Here is a 15,578-nt window from a genome sequence, read left to right as displayed (position 1 = left end):
CTAACAAATCCATTCCCAAAGGGGGAGGATTTACGACACTGGTCGCCCAAGCTACAGGTTCGCAGAATGTTCCAGAAAGAGTTCGTATGACCGGTGTGACGATGGCCTTGTTTGGAGTGGCGGCCCTGCTGGTTGGCCTGGCGATCGGTTTCCTGCTCGGGATTCGCGGTACGGCGCAGGCCCGCGCCGAGCGCGATGCGCGCAATGAGGATTTCAAGCGCGCGATCGTCGATCTGGCCAGTGCCGAGGAACGGGCGCGAGAAACCGCGCAATTGCGCACCGATCTTGCTGCAATTCGCGATGAACGCGATGTCGCGCGGCTCGAAAACACCGCGTTGAAGACGCACAGTTCGGCCTTTGAAAGCCGCCTTGCCGAAATGCGCGAGGCCGACGAAGCCCGCCTCCAAATGGTGCGCGAAACGCATGAGGCGCGCATTGCCGAATTGCTCCACGCCAAAGAATTGCTCGCCACGCAATTTGCCGAGGTGTCGAACAAATTGCTCAACGAGGCGCAGGAGGTTTTCCTCAAGCGCGCCGACGAGCGGTTCCGTCAGTCGGAAGAAACCGCCGGGCAGAACCTCAAATCGATGCTCCAGCCGGTCAGCGAGCGGCTGCTCAAATATGAGGAAGCGGTAACCAAGGTCGAGAGCGAGCGGTTGAGCGCGTTCGACCAACTCAAAGGCCAGCTTGAGGGGCTGCGGATCGGCCAGGAAAAGGTATCGTCGGAAGCGGCCAAGCTGGTCAATTCGCTGCGCAACGCCCCCAAATCGCGCGGGCGCTGGGGTGAGCAGCAATTGAAGAACGTGCTCGAAAGCTGCGGCCTGTCCGAACATACCGATTTTCAGACCGAAGTGTCCGTTTCGGGCGGCGATGAGGGCGGGCGGTTGCGCCCCGATGCGATCGTCACCGTGCCGGGCGGACGCAGCCTGGTGATTGACGCCAAGGTGTCGCTCAACGCCTATCAGGATGCGTTCGGCGCGGTCGATGAGGCGGAGCGCGCGAAGGGCCTGGCGCTGCACGCTGCGGCGATGCGCGCGCACGTCAACGGGCTTGGCAACAAGGCCTATTGGAGCCAGTTCGCCGACGCGCCCGATTATGTCATCATGTTCGTCCCCGGCGAGCATTTCCTGTCGGCGGCGCTTGAACAAGACCCTACGCTGTGGGATTTCGCCTTTGAAAAGCGTGTGCTGCTGGCGACCCCGACCAATCTTATCGCGATCGCGCGCACGGTGGCGGCGGTGTGGCGGCAGGAGCGGTTGGCCAAGGAAGCCGCCGAGATTGGGCGGCTAGGCAAGGAAATGCACGACCGTTTGGCGAAGGTGGCCGACGACTTGCGCAAAGTTGGTGCGGGGTTGAACAGCGCGGTCAACAATTTCAACAGCTTCTCCAACTCGTTCAACGGCCGCCTGATGGTGACGGGGCGCAAGTTCCGCGATCTCAACATCGAAACCGGCGCGCGCGAGCTGGAGGATGTCGCCCCGGTCGAAGCGCTGGCGCGCTATAGTGACAGCGAACCGCTGCAACTGGCGGAGCCGAGTGTGGTGTCGGTGGGGGAGGCTGAGGCCAACACATAGGGGGGTGTACGCCCGCGCTGCGCGCTCTGCCTCCCCTCCCTGGAAGGGAGGGGATTGAGGGGTGGGTTGGCCCGTTATCGAGCGTGACACTCGCCATCAGCCGACCCACCCCCAACCCCTCCCTTCCAGGGAGGGGAGGAAGAAGGGGAGGAGCAAGCCCCCCACACACGCAAAACGCCGACACCCCTGCGGAGGTGCCGGCGTCCGACGTCTTTTAAAAGCGATCCAGGAGGGATCAGGCCTTCATGTGGCCTGCCAGGTGCTTGTTCATTTCGAACATCGTCACCTTGTCCTTGCCGAAAACCTTCTTCAGCTTTTCGTCGGCGACGATCTCGCGCTTGTTCTCCGGGTTCTGGAGATTGTGTGCCTTGATATAGGCCCACACCTTGCTGATGACTTCGCTACGCGGCAGCTTGTCGGTGCCGACGATCGCGCCGAGCTCGGCCGAGGGGGTGATGGGCGCGAAGATGCCGCCGGTCTTGGGCGCATCGCTCTTCGCGGTTGGGGTCTTGGCCATTATGTGTCCTTCCTGAGTGTCGTTACAACCGACATCGGTTTCACGCCTTGAATAGCGCTGCGCTCCTTGTGCGCTGCCTTTTTGCCCTTGTCACGCCTTACAATGCCCTGAAATGCGTCGGTTTCGGGGTTGTAACGCAAAAAGGCCCGCTCTCCGGTTCGGAAAGCGGGCCGTTACGCCACAAAAGCGTCGCTCAGAATTTGAAGCGGATCGTCCCGCCATAGGTAACGGGCTGGTTGGGATAGGCCGAAACGCTGCCCGATTGCGCCACCGACGAGAAGATCGTCGTGATATAGTGGTTGTTGGTGACGTTGCGGCCCCAGGCCGAAACTTCGAGCCCGTTCTCGAACTGCAGCGTCGCGGCAAGGTTGAGTTCCTTGACCTCGCGTTCAAGGGTGATGACGCCTTCGGCGATCTGCACCGGCGTTTGGTAATCAAAGTCGCCGCGCAGCAACAGCTTCATCCCGTGCGACAGCGGTTGGGTATAAGTGGCCCCCATCGATGCCGAGAATTCAGGGATGCCGGCCGGGCGTGTTCCGGACAGGTTGACCGGCCCGACCGTGTAGGTGCCCGCGACGATCGCGCCGCCATTGGGGAAGGAGTCGTATTTCGGGTCGAGATAGGTCACCGCGCCGTTGAGCGTCAGCCGCGGCACCGGGGTCACGCTGCCATCGAACTCGACCCCGAAGGTCGATTGCTTGGGCGCGTTGAGCAACGAGAAGCCGGTGCCGGTGAAGACGTTGCTCTGGAAACCGGTAATCTGCTGCTGGAACACCGCCATGTTGAAGGCGAAGTTGCGATATTGTCCCTTGATGCCGCCTTCGATCACGCGCGACTTTTCAGGGCCTGCAAAACGCGAGCCCGAGCTGAGATTGACGACGGCAAGCCCGGCAGTACGCAGCGCGACGAGATCCGCCGCAGTCGGGCGGCTGTCGCGCGAGAGGTTGACCGAGCTCGCCTTGAAACCCGTCGCATAGGTGACATAGGCGTTCAGGTGGTTGTCGAGCTTGTACGCCGCGCGCAACGTGTAGGAGAAGTTGCTGTCGCTGGTCTTGCCGGGTTCGACCGCGTTGGGCACGTTCTGGAACGGCGGCAGGAATTGCAGCGGGCGCAGCGCCGCGAGCGGGTTGGCCGCAGGGTTGTTCTGATTGGCGTTGGCGTTGGCCTGCGCACCTGCGTTGATCGCACTGAAGGCCGCCGGATTGGCACCTGCGAACGCCCCGATCTCGGCTGCGGTGGCCGAGCGGCCAAGACCCAATTGCGTACCGATCAATTGGGCGAGGCCGCCCTGGTAGAGCAACTGGTTGCGGAACGGCGCATATTGCGGCGCATCGAAGTTGATGCCGGAAAATACGTCGGTGCTGACAACGTTGGTCGAGAAGTGCTTGCGGTCGTCGGTATAGTTGAACCCGGCGGTGAGCGTCAGCCGGTCGACCGGCTTGAAATCGGCGGTGCCGAAGATCGAGAAGGATTCGTCCTTCAGCGCATAGGATTCGTTCAGGCCGTCGCCGGTGCGGAAGAAGGTGCCGGTATATTTCGCCGGATTCCCTTCAAGCGCGCCAAAGGTCGTTTCCAGCGTGGCGACGCTCAATGCACCACCGGTCGCGCCCTGGATCAGCGCATTGCCATAGGGGCGGAATTGCGAACCGAACGTGATCTGGTTCTTCTGGTTGATCTTTTCGTTGAAATAGAAGCCGCCGAGCAGGAAGTTGAGCGGTCCCTCGAAATCGGTGGCGAGACGCAGTTCCTGCGTGAACGTATCGATCCCGACATTGGCCGAATTCCGCCCGATCAGATCGGCACCGGTGAAATCCGAATCCTGGTTGGTGGCACTCTTCACTTCGCGATAGGCGGTGATCGAGGTCAGTGCGACCTTTCCGAGGTTGTAATCGGCCTGAACCGATCCGCCGTAATTCTCGATTTTGTTGCTCGACAGGAAGTTGTTGTACACCTTGTACGAGAACACGTTCTGCGGATCGATCCCGTTGCCGCCGGCCAGCGCCTGGACGATCGCTCCGGTGGACCCATTGATGAGGTTGCCGGCCACGCAGCAGTTTTCGTCGATCTTGTCGTAATCGCCGATCACGCGGATCTTGAAATCGGCGCTCGGCTGGAACAGCAATTGCCCGCGAACGCCCCAGCGGTTGCGATCGTTGACGTTGGTCTTCTGCAAGGCGTCATAGGCGTACCCGTCGCGACGGTTGTAATTGCCGCCGATGCTGAAGGCGAGCGTATCGCTGATGGGACCGGTGACGGCCGCCTTCAGGACGACGGCGTTGTAATTGCCATAGGTCGCCTCGGCATTGCCCGCGAATTTGAAGGCGGGCTCGGCGGTGACGATGCTGATGATGCCCGCCGAGGCATTCTTGCCGAACAGCGTCGATTGCGGGCCGCGGAGCACTTCGATGCGCTTCAGGTTGGGCAAATCGGAAATCTGCGCGGCCGATCGCGAGCGGTACACGCCGTCGATGAATACGCCGACCGAAGGCTCGATCCCGGCATTGTTGGCACCGTTGCCAAAGCCGCGGATGATGAAGTTGGTGTTCGCCGAGCTCTGGAGCTGATTGACGCGCAGCGACGGCACGACGCTTTGCAAATCCTTCAGATCGCGAATTTGCGCTTGCTCGATCGTTGCGCCACTGGTTACCGACACTGCAACAGGCGTATCGAGCAACGTCTGCTCGCGCTTGGTTGCGGTGACGACGATGTCATCGCCATCGGGCGTGGTTTGGGGCGCAGGAGCCGGGGGAGGAGTGGTTTGCGACAGGGCGGGCGTGGCAGAAAGCATCGCCAAAGCCGACGCTGCAAGCAATTCGAACTTCTTCATGATGGCATCCCCTTGATGGTCAGCCCCAATCTCATGTCGGGTGCTGGTTTTCGAATGTACGGTTTGTGAAATAGCGTGTCGTTGAATCGCCCGTCAATGACATAATAATAGGGAAACTGCGGCATTCGCCCGCTGTGTTCAAAATAGAACAGTTTCCAGGGCGACTGGAATTCATGTTGCAGTACGGCGAAACGCATTTGCCGTAACGTCAATCGCACGGATCGGGGTAAGGGAAGATAATGAACGATAGTTCCGATGCAGGCGGCGACGGCGATCTGGTGGCCGGACCGGCGAAGATTCCGGTGCCGGAGGAGGTCGCGGCAGCTGTTCGCACGCTGATCCGCTGGGCCGGGGACGACCCCGCGCGCGAGGGTTTGCGGGAGACGCCGCAACGAGTCGCGCGGGCGTGGAAGGAATATTGTTCGGGCTATGCCGACGATCCGGCAGTCCATCTGGCGCGGATCTTCGAGGAAGTGGGCGGCTATGACGAGATTGTGCTGCTGAAGGACATTCCGTTCCAGTCGCATTGCGAACATCACATGGCCCCGATCATCGGCAAGGCGCACATCGCCTATCTTCCGGGCAATTACGTCGTCGGCATCTCGAAGCTGGCGCGCGTACTCCACGCCTTTGCCCGCCGCCTGCAAGTGCAGGAGCGGCTGACGGCGGAGGTCGCGGATTGCATCTGGGACAATCTCAAGCCGCTGGGTGTGGCGGTGGTGATCGAGGCGAGCCATGCCTGCATGACTGCGCGCGGGGTGCGGACGCCAGGCGTTGCGATGGTCACCAGCCGGATGATGGGTGTGTTCCGCGACGACGAACGCAGCCGCAAGGAAATCCTCGCCTTGATGGGATGCTGATCGCAATGCCGCGCACCGTGCTGGTGACTGGGGCGGCGCGTCGCCTTGGGGCGGTGATTGCGCGGCATCTGGCGGGCGAGGGCTGGCGCGTCGCAATCCATCATCTGCATTCGGCGGAAGATGCGGACCGGCTGTCGGCGGCCTTGCCCGGCTCAACGGTGCTGACCGGCGATCTGTCCGACGCGGAAGTGCCGGGGGCGTTGGTCGAGGCCGCGCGGGCGGCGTTTGGCGGGCCGCTCGCGGCGGTGGTGAACAGCGCGTCGCTCTTCGACTATGACACGCCGCCGCGCATCGGCCGGGCGTTGCTGCGCGACCATTATGCCGTCAATCTCGAGGCCCCGGTGCTGCTGGCCAACGCCCTGGCGGAGCAGCAGGATCTGACGGAGGGAGCGGTGGTCAATTTGCTCGACCAGAAGATCGCCAATCTCAACCCCGATTTCTTCTCTTATACCTGCGCCAAGCTCGCCCTTGCGGGCGCGACGACGATGCTGGCGCAGGCATTGGGGCCGCGCATCCGCGTCAATGCGGTGTCGCCCGGCCTGTCCTTGCCCAGCGCCGACCAGAGCGACGCCGAATTTGCCGCAGCGGCGCGCAAGAACCCGTTGCAGCGTCCGGTCGATCCCGTCGATATCGCCCGCGCGGTCGCCTTCCTGCTGGAGGCGCGGGGCGTGCAGGGGCAGACTGTGTACGTCGATTGCGGCCAGCGCTTCCTGCCGCGCGCGCGCGACGTGATGTTCGAGGGGCGGGTATGACGGTTCGGTTCACCACCATCCTCGAGGGTCTCGAAGTGACGATGGGGCTCGGCATCCATCCGCACGAACTGGCGGCGCGGCAGCGCGTGATCGTGTCGGTGCGGATGGAGGTGGTCTATCCCGCGCCCCCCGCCGAAGACCGCATCGATGCGGTGCTCGATTATGATTTCGTGCGCGCAGGCGTGCAGGCGCTGGTCGCCGACCGCCATTTCCATTTGCAGGAAACCTTGTGCGAGGCGATCGCGGCGCTGTGTCTTGCAGACCCGCGCGTCGAGCGCGTGACGGTGCGTACGTCGAAGCCGGACGTGTATCCCGATGCTGCGGTCGGGTGCGAGATTGTGCGCGGGCGGTAGCGCACATCCGGTCTTGTCCCATTGCCCCGTTCGGGCTGAGCCCGTCGAAGCCCCCCTCGCCTGAAGCGAGGATCTGGGGCCTGCGAAGACGAGCCCTTCGACAGGCTCAGGGCGAACGGGAAGGGCGCTACGCCCTGTTCGCCGCGCTGAGCACCGCGCGCACGCTGGCGGTGGCGATATCGGCGTCGATGCCGACCCCGAACACGGTGCGCCCGTCGCCCGTGCGGCATTCGACATAGGCCGCGGCCTGCGCATCGGCACCATGGCCGATGGCATGTTCGCTATAATCGACCACGTCGAGCTGGGGGCCGGTGGTTTCGCCGAGCGCCGCGATGACGCCCGAAATCAGGCCATTGCCGCGCCCGGAGATCGAGCGTTCCTCGCCATCGACTGCGACATGGCCGACGAACAGGCGGTCACCGACGCTGCCGCTCTCATTATAATCGAGCAGACGGAAGCGGTCCTCGCCGCGCGCGAGATAGGTGGACTCGAACAGGCCCCAAATGTCGCTCGCGTTCATTTCGCGGCTGGTTTCGTCGGCCAGACGCTGGACGTGGCGGCTGAAATCGGCCTGCAGGCGCTTGGGCAGCTTCAGGCCCTTATCCTGTTCGATCACCCAGGCGACGCCGCCCTTGCCGGACTGCGAATTGACGCGGATCACCGCTTCATAGCTGCGGCCGAGATCGGCCGGGTCGATCGGCAGATAGGGAACTTCCCACAGCGTATCGTTCTTGGCTTCCTGCGCAGCAAAGCCCTTCTTGATCGCGTCCTGATGGCTGCCCGAGAAGGCGGTGAACACCAGATCGCCCGCATAAGGCGTGCGCGGATGCACGGGGAGCTGTGTGCAATAGGTAACGGTGTTGACGATCGCGTCGATGTCCGAAAAGTCCAGTTTCGGATCAAGCCCTTGCGTGTACATATTGAGCGCGACGGTGACGAGGTCGCAATTGCCGGTGCGCTCGCCATTGCCGAGCAGGCAACCCTCGACGCGGTCGGCCCCCGCCATCAGCCCGAGTTCTGCGGCGGCGACGCCGGTGCCGCGATCGTTATGCGGATGCAGACTGAGCGCGACGCAATCGCGGTTGCGGATGTTGCGGCCGAACCATTCGATCTGGTCGGCATAGACATTGGGCGTCGCGCATTCGACCGTGGCGGGCAGGTTGAGGATGAGCTTGTGGTCGGGCGTCGGGCGCAGCACGTCCATCACCGCCTCGCAAACCTCGAGGCTGAAATCGAGCTCGGCAGTCGAGAAGGTTTCCGGGCTATATTCGAAATACCAGTCGGTATCGGGCTGGGCGGCGGCCTGGTCGCGCAGGATCATCGCACCGTCGATGGCGATCTGTTTTACCTCGGCGCGAGTCATGCCGAACACGATCTTGCGCCAGGCCGGGCTCACCGCATTGTAGAGATGTACGATCGCTGCGCGCGCGCCGCGCAGCGACTGGAAGCTGGTTTCGATCAAATCGCGGCGCGACTGGGTCAGCACCTGGATCATGGTGTCGTCGGGGATGCGGCCGCTTTTGACCAGCCCCGAGATGAAATCGAATTCGGTCGCGCCGGCGGCGGGGAAGCCGACTTCGATTTCCTTGATGCCGACCTTGACGATCAGGTCGAACATCCGGGTCTTCTTCTCGGCATCCATCGGGTCGATCAACGCCTGGTTGCCGTCGCGCAGATCGGTCGAGAGCCAGCGCGGGGCGGTGGCGATCGTCTGCGACGGCCAGCGCCGATCGGGCAAGTCGATGGTGGGGAAGGGGCGGTATTTGGTCGAAGGGTCACGCAGCATGGTTGGTCTCGCTCGGTATCGCGGATCGACGTTTGGGGCGGTCTGTCCCTTAGGCGGGTCGCGGCGCAGCCCGTGGGCGCGCAGCGAGGGGCGCGCCTAAGGGCGCGTAAGTCGAAGCAGCGAAAGAAGCAGAGCCTGCGTCATGGTCGCGGCGCGTTAGCAAGTCACGGGGTAGGCTGTCCAGTCCGGGATTCAAACAGGCGGTCGAAAGGACTGTTGGGCAGGAACCACAGCACCGCCACCAGCATCGCGCAGCCGATGCCGAGCCAGGGCGAGATGAAGCTGAGCGGCATGCCCGCCAGATACAGGATGATCGCAACGATGCCCTTGCGCAGCGTCGCCACGTGATAGCGGCTGGCGCGTGCGCCCTGTACCCCGGTTGCGCGGATCACGCGCTGTAGCCAGGCGTAAGCGATGGCCGGGACGAACATGGTAACGAGATAGACGAGGGTCGCATCGCGGCTGAAATGCTGCTCGCCGAGATAGGCGGTCGAGAACGGCACCAGCGACAGTGCAAACAGCAGCGCCATGTTCGACCAGATCAGACCGTTGCTGACCACGGTTGCATGGCTGAACAGCCGGTGATGGTTCGACCAGTACAGCGCGACGTAGAGATAGCTGAGCGCGTAGGCGAAGAAGACGGGCCATTGCGACCACAGCTTATCGAGCCCCGCCGCGACCGGCGGGTGCAGCTCCAGTACCATGATGGTGACGATGATCGCGATCACCCCGTCCGAAAACGCCTCGACCCGGCCCACGCCGGGGCGGCCTTCGGTGTCCTCGGACGGGGGGATCGTTGGGCTCACTGAAGCTCGAATGCCGCGTTGATGACCAGCACGGTTTCATCCGACACGACGGGCACATATTTGCTGACGCCGAAGTCCGAACGATGGATCACCATGCGGCCGAGGAAACCGATCGAAGCTTTCTTGCTCATCGGATTGGTGGCCGCACCGAACAGCTTTGCGCGGAAGGTGACCGGCTTGGTCACGCCGTGCAGTGTGAGCGTGCCATCGACCGCCACGGCATCGGCGCTGAGCGGGGTGACCTTGGTCGAATGGAAGGTCGCGGTCGGGAATTTGGCGGCGTCGAACCAGTCGGCTGCTTTCAGCTCTTCGGTCAGCTTGGCGCTGGTGGTCTGCACGCTGGCGATCGGCAGGGTCACGTCAAGCTGGGTGACGGCGGGCTTCGCTGGATCGACCTTCAGCGTGCCGCTGGCATCGGAAAAGGTGCCGGCATAAGGCGAAATGCCGAAATGGCTGACGCTGAAAGTCACCTGGGTGTGGTGTGGCTCGACCGCATAGGTGCCGGCCTTGATGTCCGCGACAGTGCCTGCACCGTGCAACATCTCGGGCGGTGCCATCTGTGCGATGACGGGTGCACCAAGGAGCAGCACGGCGGCGGTAGCGGCGTAGAGATGGGTAAGACGCATTGCGGTTCTCCTGTTACGTGGCCCCCAAGTGCGGCGCAACGGGTGGCAGCGTCAAACGCTGTTTCGGCAACGATCCGTTTCGTGGAGGGCGCGTGATGCGCCCTCCACCATAGCCGAAGGAAACGCGGCTCAGTTCTTGGTCTGGTCCACCAGCTTGTTGGCACCGATCCACGGCATCATCGCGCGCAGCTCCGTGCCGACCTTCTCGATCGGATGCGCGGCGGCCTGCTTGCGCGCGGCCTTGAGTTCGGGCTGGCCGGCGCGGTTGTCGAGCACGAAGTTCTTGACGAAACGGCCCGACTGGATGTCGGCGAGCACGCGCTTCATCTCGGCCTTGGTCGCATCGGTGATGATGCGCGGGCCGGTGACGATGTCGCCATATTCAGCGGTATTGCTGATCGAATAGCGCATGTTGGCGATGCCGCCTTCATAGAGCAGATCGACGATCAGCTTGGTCTCGTGCAGGCACTCGAAATAGGCCATTTCCGGGGCATAGCCCGCTTCGACCAGTGTTTCGAAGCCGGCCTGGATGAGGTGGGTGATGCCGCCGCACAGTACGGCCTGCTCGCCGAACAGATCGGTTTCGCACTCTTCCTTGAAGTTGGTCTCGATAATGCCCGAGCGACCGCCGCCGACGCCCGAGGCATAAGCGAGGCCGATGTCGTGCGCGTTGCCGCTCTTGTCCTGATGGATCGCGATCAGGCACGGAACGCCGCCGCCGCGCACATATTCGCTGCGCACTGTGTGGCCGGGGCCCTTGGGCGCGATCATGATGACGTCGAGATCGGCGCGCGGCTCGATCAGACCGAAATGCACGTTGAGGCCGTGCGCGAACGCGATCGTCGCGCCCTGCTTCAGGTTGGCGTGGAGATCGTCGGCATAAATGGCGGCCTGATGCTCGTCGGGCGCGAGGATCATGGTGATGTCTGCCCAGGCGGCGGCCTCGGCATTGGTCATCACCTTGAAGCCCGCATCGGTCGCCTTCTTGGCCGTCGTCGAACCAGCGCGCAGCGCGATGGCGATCTCCTTGACGCCCGAATCGCGCAGGTTCTGGGCATGGGCATGGCCCTGGCTGCCATAACCGACGATCGCGATCTTCTTGTCGGTGATCAGGTTCAGGTCGGCATCGGCATCATAATAAACGCGCATTCTTTGGTTCCCTATCAAAGCCCTCTCCCCGTGGGAGAGGATACGAAGACGTGGTGGCTTAGCCGCCTCGTCGGAGGTGGTGCGGGTGATGGGCTTGAGCATCATCGCCCTCACCCTCCCACCGCTTCGCGGCGGGCCCCTCCCTCTCCCGGTGGGAGAGGGGTATTTTCTTCAAATCGCCTTGTCCCCGCGGGCGATGGCGACGATGCCGGTGCGCGCGACTTCGCACAGGCCGACTTGCCGCATCAGCGCGATGAAGCCATCGATCTTCTCGCGCCCGCCGGTGAGTTCGAACACGAAGCTGTTGATCGTGGTGTCGACCACGCGCGCGCGGAACACATCGGCGAGGCGCAACGCCTCGATCCGGTGTTCGCCGTGTCCGGAGACCTTGAGCAGCGCGAGTTCGCGCTCGACATGCGGCCCGAGTGCGGTGAGATCGGTCACCGAATGCACCGGCACCAGCCGGTCGAGCTGCGCCATGATCTGTTCCATCACATGCGCGCTGGCCGAGGTGACGATGGTGATGCGGCTGACGGCCTGGTCGGCGGTGACGTCCGACACGGTCAGGCTCTCGATATTGTAACCGCGCGCGGTGAACAGGCCGGCGATCCGGGCGAGAATGCCCGGCTCGTTATCGACCATCACGGCCAGCGTGTGCCGCTGCGTTTTTTCTTCGGTGATGTGCATTAGACCAGCGCCTTCGCTTCGTCGTCCATTTCGCCCGACACTTCGCTCGATGCGAGCAGCATGTCGGTGTGGGCTGCTCCGCTCGGGATCATCGGGAAGCAGTTGGTGAGCTTGGCCACGCGGCAATCGACCAGCACCGGCCCATCATGATCGAGCATCGCGGCGATGCCGTCGTCGAGCTGACCGATGCCTTCGATGCGGATGCCCTTCCAGCCATAGGCTTCGGCCAGCTTCACGAAATCGGGCAGCGTGTCCGAATAGCTTTCCGCATAGCGGCTCGAATAGGTCAGTTCCTGCCACTGGCGGACCATGCCCATATATTCATTGTTGAGGATGAAGATCTTGACCGGAAGGCGATACTGCACCGCGGTCGCCAGCTCCTGAATGTTCATCTGGATCGAGGCTTCGCCGGCAATGTCGATGACCAGCGCCTTGGGGTTGCCGAGCTGCGCGCCGATCGCGGCGGGCAGGCCATAGCCCATCGTGCCGAGCCCGCCGGAGGTCAGCCACTTGTTGGGGCCCTCGAAGCCGAAATGCTGCGCGGCCCACATCTGATGCTGGCCGACTTCGGTGGTGATGATCGGGCTGCGCTTGTGCGTCGCCTCCCACAACGCGCGGATCGCGCGTTGCGGCATGATTTCGGGGCCGGTCTCGGCGAAATCGAGGCTCTTCACCGCGCGCCAGCCTGCGATCATCCGCCACCATTCGGCGAGATCGGGCTTGGGATGGCGGCGTGCCTTGAACACGCGCACCATGTCTTCCAGTGCATGGCCGACATCCGCCACGATCGGCAAATCGACGCGGACGTTCTTGTTGATCGACGAGCGGTCGATATCGACGTGGATCTTCCGCGAATAGGGGCTGAACGCGTCGAGCCGCCCAGTCACGCGATCGTCGAAACGCGCGCCGAGACACAGGATCAAGTCGGCCTTGTTCATCGCCAGATTGGCTTCGTACGTGCCGTGCATCCCGAGCATCCCGAGCCATTGCGGCCCGCTTGCCGGATAAGCACCCAGGCCCATCAGCGTCGAGGTGACGGGTGCACCCGTGATCCGCGCCAGTTCGCACAGCAATTGGCTGGCCGCGGGCCCGGCGTTGATGATGCCGCCGCCGGTGTAGAGGATCGGGCGCTCGGCCGCGGCGAGCATATCCATCGCTTGCTCGATCGCGCCCTGGTCGGCCTTTACCTGCGGGCGATAGGTCTTGTGGCGGATCGGGCCGGGCTTGGTGTAACGCGCGGTGGCGACCTGCACATCCTTGGGGATATCGATCACGACCGGGCCGGGGCGACCCGAGGTGGCGATGTAAAACGCCTCGTGGATCGTCGCGCCCAGCGTGGCCGGGTCCTTCACCAGATAATTGTGCTTGGTGCAGTGGCGCGTGATGCCGACGGTATCGGCCTCCTGAAAGGCATCGGTGCCGATCAGTGCTGTCGGCACCTGGCCGGTGATGACCACCATCGGGATCGAATCCATCAGCGCATCGGTGATGCCGGTGACGGCATTGGTCGCGCCGGGGCCCGAGGTAACGAGAACGACACCGGGCTTGCCGGTTGAACGGGCATAGCCCTCGGCGGCATGCGTGGCGGCTTGTTCGTGGCGCACCAGAATATGCTTGATCCGACCGCCCGCAGCATTGTGCCGGAACAGCGCGTCGTAAATCGGCAGGACCGCACCACCGGGATAGCCGAAGATGACCTCCACGCCGAGATCGCCCAGCGCCTCGATCAGGATGTCTGCTCCGCTTTTCTCGGTCACGTTTCGTCTCCTTTCGCGCTGCGGCCTTAGCAGCGTTGGAGCGGCGCTGCTAGTTGCACGAAATGTACGTGTCAATCGCTAACTGCGTAATAAAATATCCATTTCATGCATTAGATCGATTGTTTCTAACGCATGACTGCGCCGCCAGCACGCCGGAGGCTGGTTGCGGAACCAGGTATATTGCCGTTTGGCATATTGCCGGGTAGCGACGCACGTTAGATCAAGCGCTTGATCTTCGGTCATTTCTCCGGCCAGCACCGCCGTCAGTTCCGGTACGCCGATGGCACGGCGGATCGGTGCGGCGGGGGCAATGTCGGGGCGATCGCGCAACGCCGCGACTTCCGCGCGGGCACCGTCGGCAAACATCGCCGCCGCGCGGGCATCGCAACGCGCCATCAGCCAGTCGCGATCGGGCAGCAGGACCAGCGCGGCGAGTGCGACGCGGTCGCCGATTCCGCCGCTGCGCGCCGCTTGCCAGTCGGCGAGGGGCTTGCCGGTCGAGCGGACCACCTCCAACGCGCGCGCCACCCGCGTGGTGTCGGCAGGCGCAAGCCGCGCGGCGGCGGGCGGATCCAGCACGGCAAGTGCAGCATGGGCCTCCGCCACCGGCAGCGCGCGAACCGCCTCGCGGATTTGCGGATCGATCTCGGGCACCGGCGCGATGCCGTCGAGCAGGGTGCGCAGGTAGAGCCCGGTGCCGCCCACCAGCACCGGCAGCTTGCCCGCAGCGTGCGCCGCGTCGATTTCGCGCGCGGCCGCGTTTGCCCAGCGGGCGGCAGAATAGCTGTCCGCGCCATCGACATGGCCGAACAGACGATGCGGCACGCGCGCTTCGTCCTCAGTGGACGGGCGCGCGGTCAACACGCGCAAATCCCGATAGACCTGCGCCGAATCGGCATTGATGACCACGCCGTCGTGTCGCTCCGCGACGGCAATCGCGAGAGCGGACTTGCCGCTGGCGGTCGGCCCTGCGATGAGCGCGAGCCTTGGGAGGTGACGTGTGTTCATTGCGACGCTGATAGCATCGGATCATCTGGCTGCAGGGGAAATTTCGACGGCGATGGACCGGCTCGAAGCGGCTGGCTGTGCGCCGGTCGCGCAGGGCTGGATCGAGCCGGGCAAGGCGGCCGACATTGCGTTCGGCCTGGCCTCGGATGCCGCGCGCACGGCGCTGGAGGGCGCGTTTCCCGGCATCGACGTGGTCGTGCAGCAGGCTGAGGGCCGTGAGAAGAAGCTGCTCGTCGCCGATATGGATTCGACCATGATTACCGTCGAGTGCATCGACGAACTCGCCGATTTTGCCGGGATCAAGCCACAGATCGCGGCGATTACCGAAGCGGCGATGCGCGGCGAACTCGATTTCGAAGGTGCCCTCGATGCGCGCGTCGCATTGCTGGCGGGGCTTAACGAGGCGGTGATCGAGCGTTGCCTGGCCGAACGCGTGACGATCATGCCCGGTGCCGTTGCGTTGATCGGCACGATGCGTGCGCGCGGGGCGACCGCCATTCTCGTTTCAGGCGGTTTCACCCGCTTTGCCGAGCCGGTGGCGGCGCAGATCGGGTTTCACCGCGCGATTGCCAATCGGCTGGAGATTGCGGGCGGGGTGCTGTCGGGCACGGTGACCAAACCGATCGTCGGCTCCGACACCAAATTGCAGACGCTGTTGGCGGCGATGGCCGAGCTAAACTTGCCGCCCGAGGCTACGCTGGCGGTGGGGGATGGTGCCAATGATTTGGCGATGATCCGCGCCGCTGGCTTGGGCGTGGCCTATTACGCCAAGCCGGTCGTCGCTGCAGCGACGGATGCGCGAATCGACCAGGGTGATCTGTCCGCCTTGCTCTATGCGCAGGGCATTCCCCGCGCGGAATGGGTCGGCGCGTAACG

Annotated in this window: 14 protein-coding genes; 5 read left to right on the top strand and 9 right to left on the bottom strand. The window is 63.6% G+C overall.

Annotation, left to right across the window (positions count from 1 at the left end; all coding sequences use genetic code 11):
- Window positions 1–86: 86 nt before the first annotated feature.
- A complete protein-coding gene (gene rmuC / locus ACP7BY_RS00915) occupies window positions 87–1,574 on the top strand; it encodes a DNA recombination protein RmuC (RefSeq protein WP_033966976.1) in 1,488 nt (495 codons plus the stop codon).
- 235 nt (window positions 1,575–1,809) lie between these two features.
- Here rmuC and ACP7BY_RS00910 read toward each other — a convergent pair whose 3' ends face one another.
- A complete protein-coding gene (locus ACP7BY_RS00910; RefSeq protein WP_010403256.1) occupies window positions 1,810–2,091 on the bottom strand; it encodes an SWIB/MDM2 domain-containing protein in 282 nt (93 codons plus the stop codon).
- 193 nt (window positions 2,092–2,284) lie between these two features.
- Window positions 2,285–4,918, bottom strand: coding sequence for a TonB-dependent receptor (locus ACP7BY_RS00905; RefSeq protein WP_033965010.1), 2,634 nt, complete (start codon window positions 4,916–4,918; stop codon window positions 2,285–2,287).
- A 239-nt stretch (window positions 4,919–5,157) separates the two neighbouring features.
- Between ACP7BY_RS00905 and folE the strand changes: the two genes are divergently transcribed.
- Genes folE through ACP7BY_RS00890 form a run of 3 tightly spaced genes read left to right on the top strand, consistent with a single transcriptional unit; the run spans window position 5,158 to window position 6,883 of the window.
- Window positions 5,158–5,778 (top strand): GTP cyclohydrolase I FolE, encoded by a 621-nt coding sequence (folE, locus tag ACP7BY_RS00900; RefSeq protein WP_033965008.1) that lies wholly within the window; start codon window positions 5,158–5,160, stop codon window positions 5,776–5,778.
- Window positions 5,772–6,530, top strand: a complete 759-nt coding sequence (locus ACP7BY_RS00895) for an SDR family oxidoreductase (protein WP_081988716.1) — start codon at window positions 5,772–5,774, stop codon at window positions 6,528–6,530. The genes folE and ACP7BY_RS00895 overlap by 7 nt, the downstream gene beginning before the upstream one ends.
- Window positions 6,527–6,883, top strand: a complete 357-nt coding sequence (locus tag ACP7BY_RS00890; protein WP_126845723.1) for a dihydroneopterin aldolase — start codon at window positions 6,527–6,529, stop codon at window positions 6,881–6,883. The genes ACP7BY_RS00895 and ACP7BY_RS00890 overlap by 4 nt, the downstream gene beginning before the upstream one ends.
- A 127-nt stretch (window positions 6,884–7,010) precedes the next feature.
- Here ACP7BY_RS00890 and leuA read toward each other — a convergent pair whose 3' ends face one another.
- The 7 genes from leuA to miaA form a co-directional block, all read right to left on the bottom strand.
- The gene (gene leuA / locus ACP7BY_RS00885) at window positions 7,011–8,669 is read right to left on the bottom strand and encodes a 2-isopropylmalate synthase (RefSeq protein WP_033965006.1); all 1,659 of its coding nucleotides are present in this window, start codon (window positions 8,667–8,669) and stop codon (window positions 7,011–7,013) included.
- A 164-nt stretch (window positions 8,670–8,833) separates the two neighbouring features.
- Complete coding sequence (locus ACP7BY_RS00880; protein WP_231565090.1) at window positions 8,834–9,475, bottom strand: TMEM175 family protein; 642 nt, start codon at window positions 9,473–9,475, stop codon at window positions 8,834–8,836.
- Window positions 9,472–10,101, bottom strand: a complete 630-nt coding sequence (locus ACP7BY_RS00875) for a YceI family protein (RefSeq protein WP_137902578.1) — start codon at window positions 10,099–10,101, stop codon at window positions 9,472–9,474. The genes ACP7BY_RS00880 and ACP7BY_RS00875 overlap by 4 nt, the downstream gene beginning before the upstream one ends.
- A gap of 129 nt (window positions 10,102–10,230) precedes the next feature.
- Window positions 10,231–11,250, bottom strand: coding sequence for a ketol-acid reductoisomerase (gene ilvC, locus ACP7BY_RS00870; RefSeq protein WP_137902579.1), 1,020 nt, complete (start codon window positions 11,248–11,250; stop codon window positions 10,231–10,233).
- A 171-nt stretch (window positions 11,251–11,421) separates the two neighbouring features.
- Window positions 11,422–11,937 carry an acetolactate synthase small subunit gene (gene ilvN / locus ACP7BY_RS00865; RefSeq protein WP_010403246.1) on the bottom strand — a complete coding sequence of 172 codons (516 nt, stop codon included), beginning with the start codon at window positions 11,935–11,937 and terminating at the stop codon, window positions 11,422–11,424.
- On the bottom strand, window positions 11,937–13,694 hold the full coding sequence (locus tag ACP7BY_RS00860) for an acetolactate synthase 3 large subunit (protein ID WP_137902580.1): 1,758 nt from the start codon (window positions 13,692–13,694) through the stop codon (window positions 11,937–11,939). The genes ilvN and ACP7BY_RS00860 overlap by 1 nt, the downstream gene beginning before the upstream one ends.
- Before the next feature lie 78 nt (window positions 13,695–13,772).
- Entirely contained in the window at window positions 13,773–14,702 is a 930-nt protein-coding gene (gene miaA, locus ACP7BY_RS00855) for a tRNA (adenosine(37)-N6)-dimethylallyltransferase MiaA (RefSeq protein WP_137902581.1), read from the bottom strand.
- Here miaA and serB point away from each other — a divergent pair.
- Window positions 14,695–15,576, top strand: coding sequence for a phosphoserine phosphatase SerB (gene serB / locus ACP7BY_RS00850; protein ID WP_033967390.1), 882 nt, complete (start codon window positions 14,695–14,697; stop codon window positions 15,574–15,576). The genes miaA and serB overlap by 8 nt on opposite strands.
- Window positions 15,577–15,578: the final 2 nt, after the last annotated feature.

The sequence above is a fragment of the Sphingomonas sp. PSPC2-2 genome (genome assembly GCF_049897725.1).
GTDB lineage: Bacteria > Pseudomonadota > Alphaproteobacteria > Sphingomonadales > Sphingomonadaceae > Sphingomonas.
This window is presented reverse-complemented; position numbering and strand designations above follow the sequence as displayed.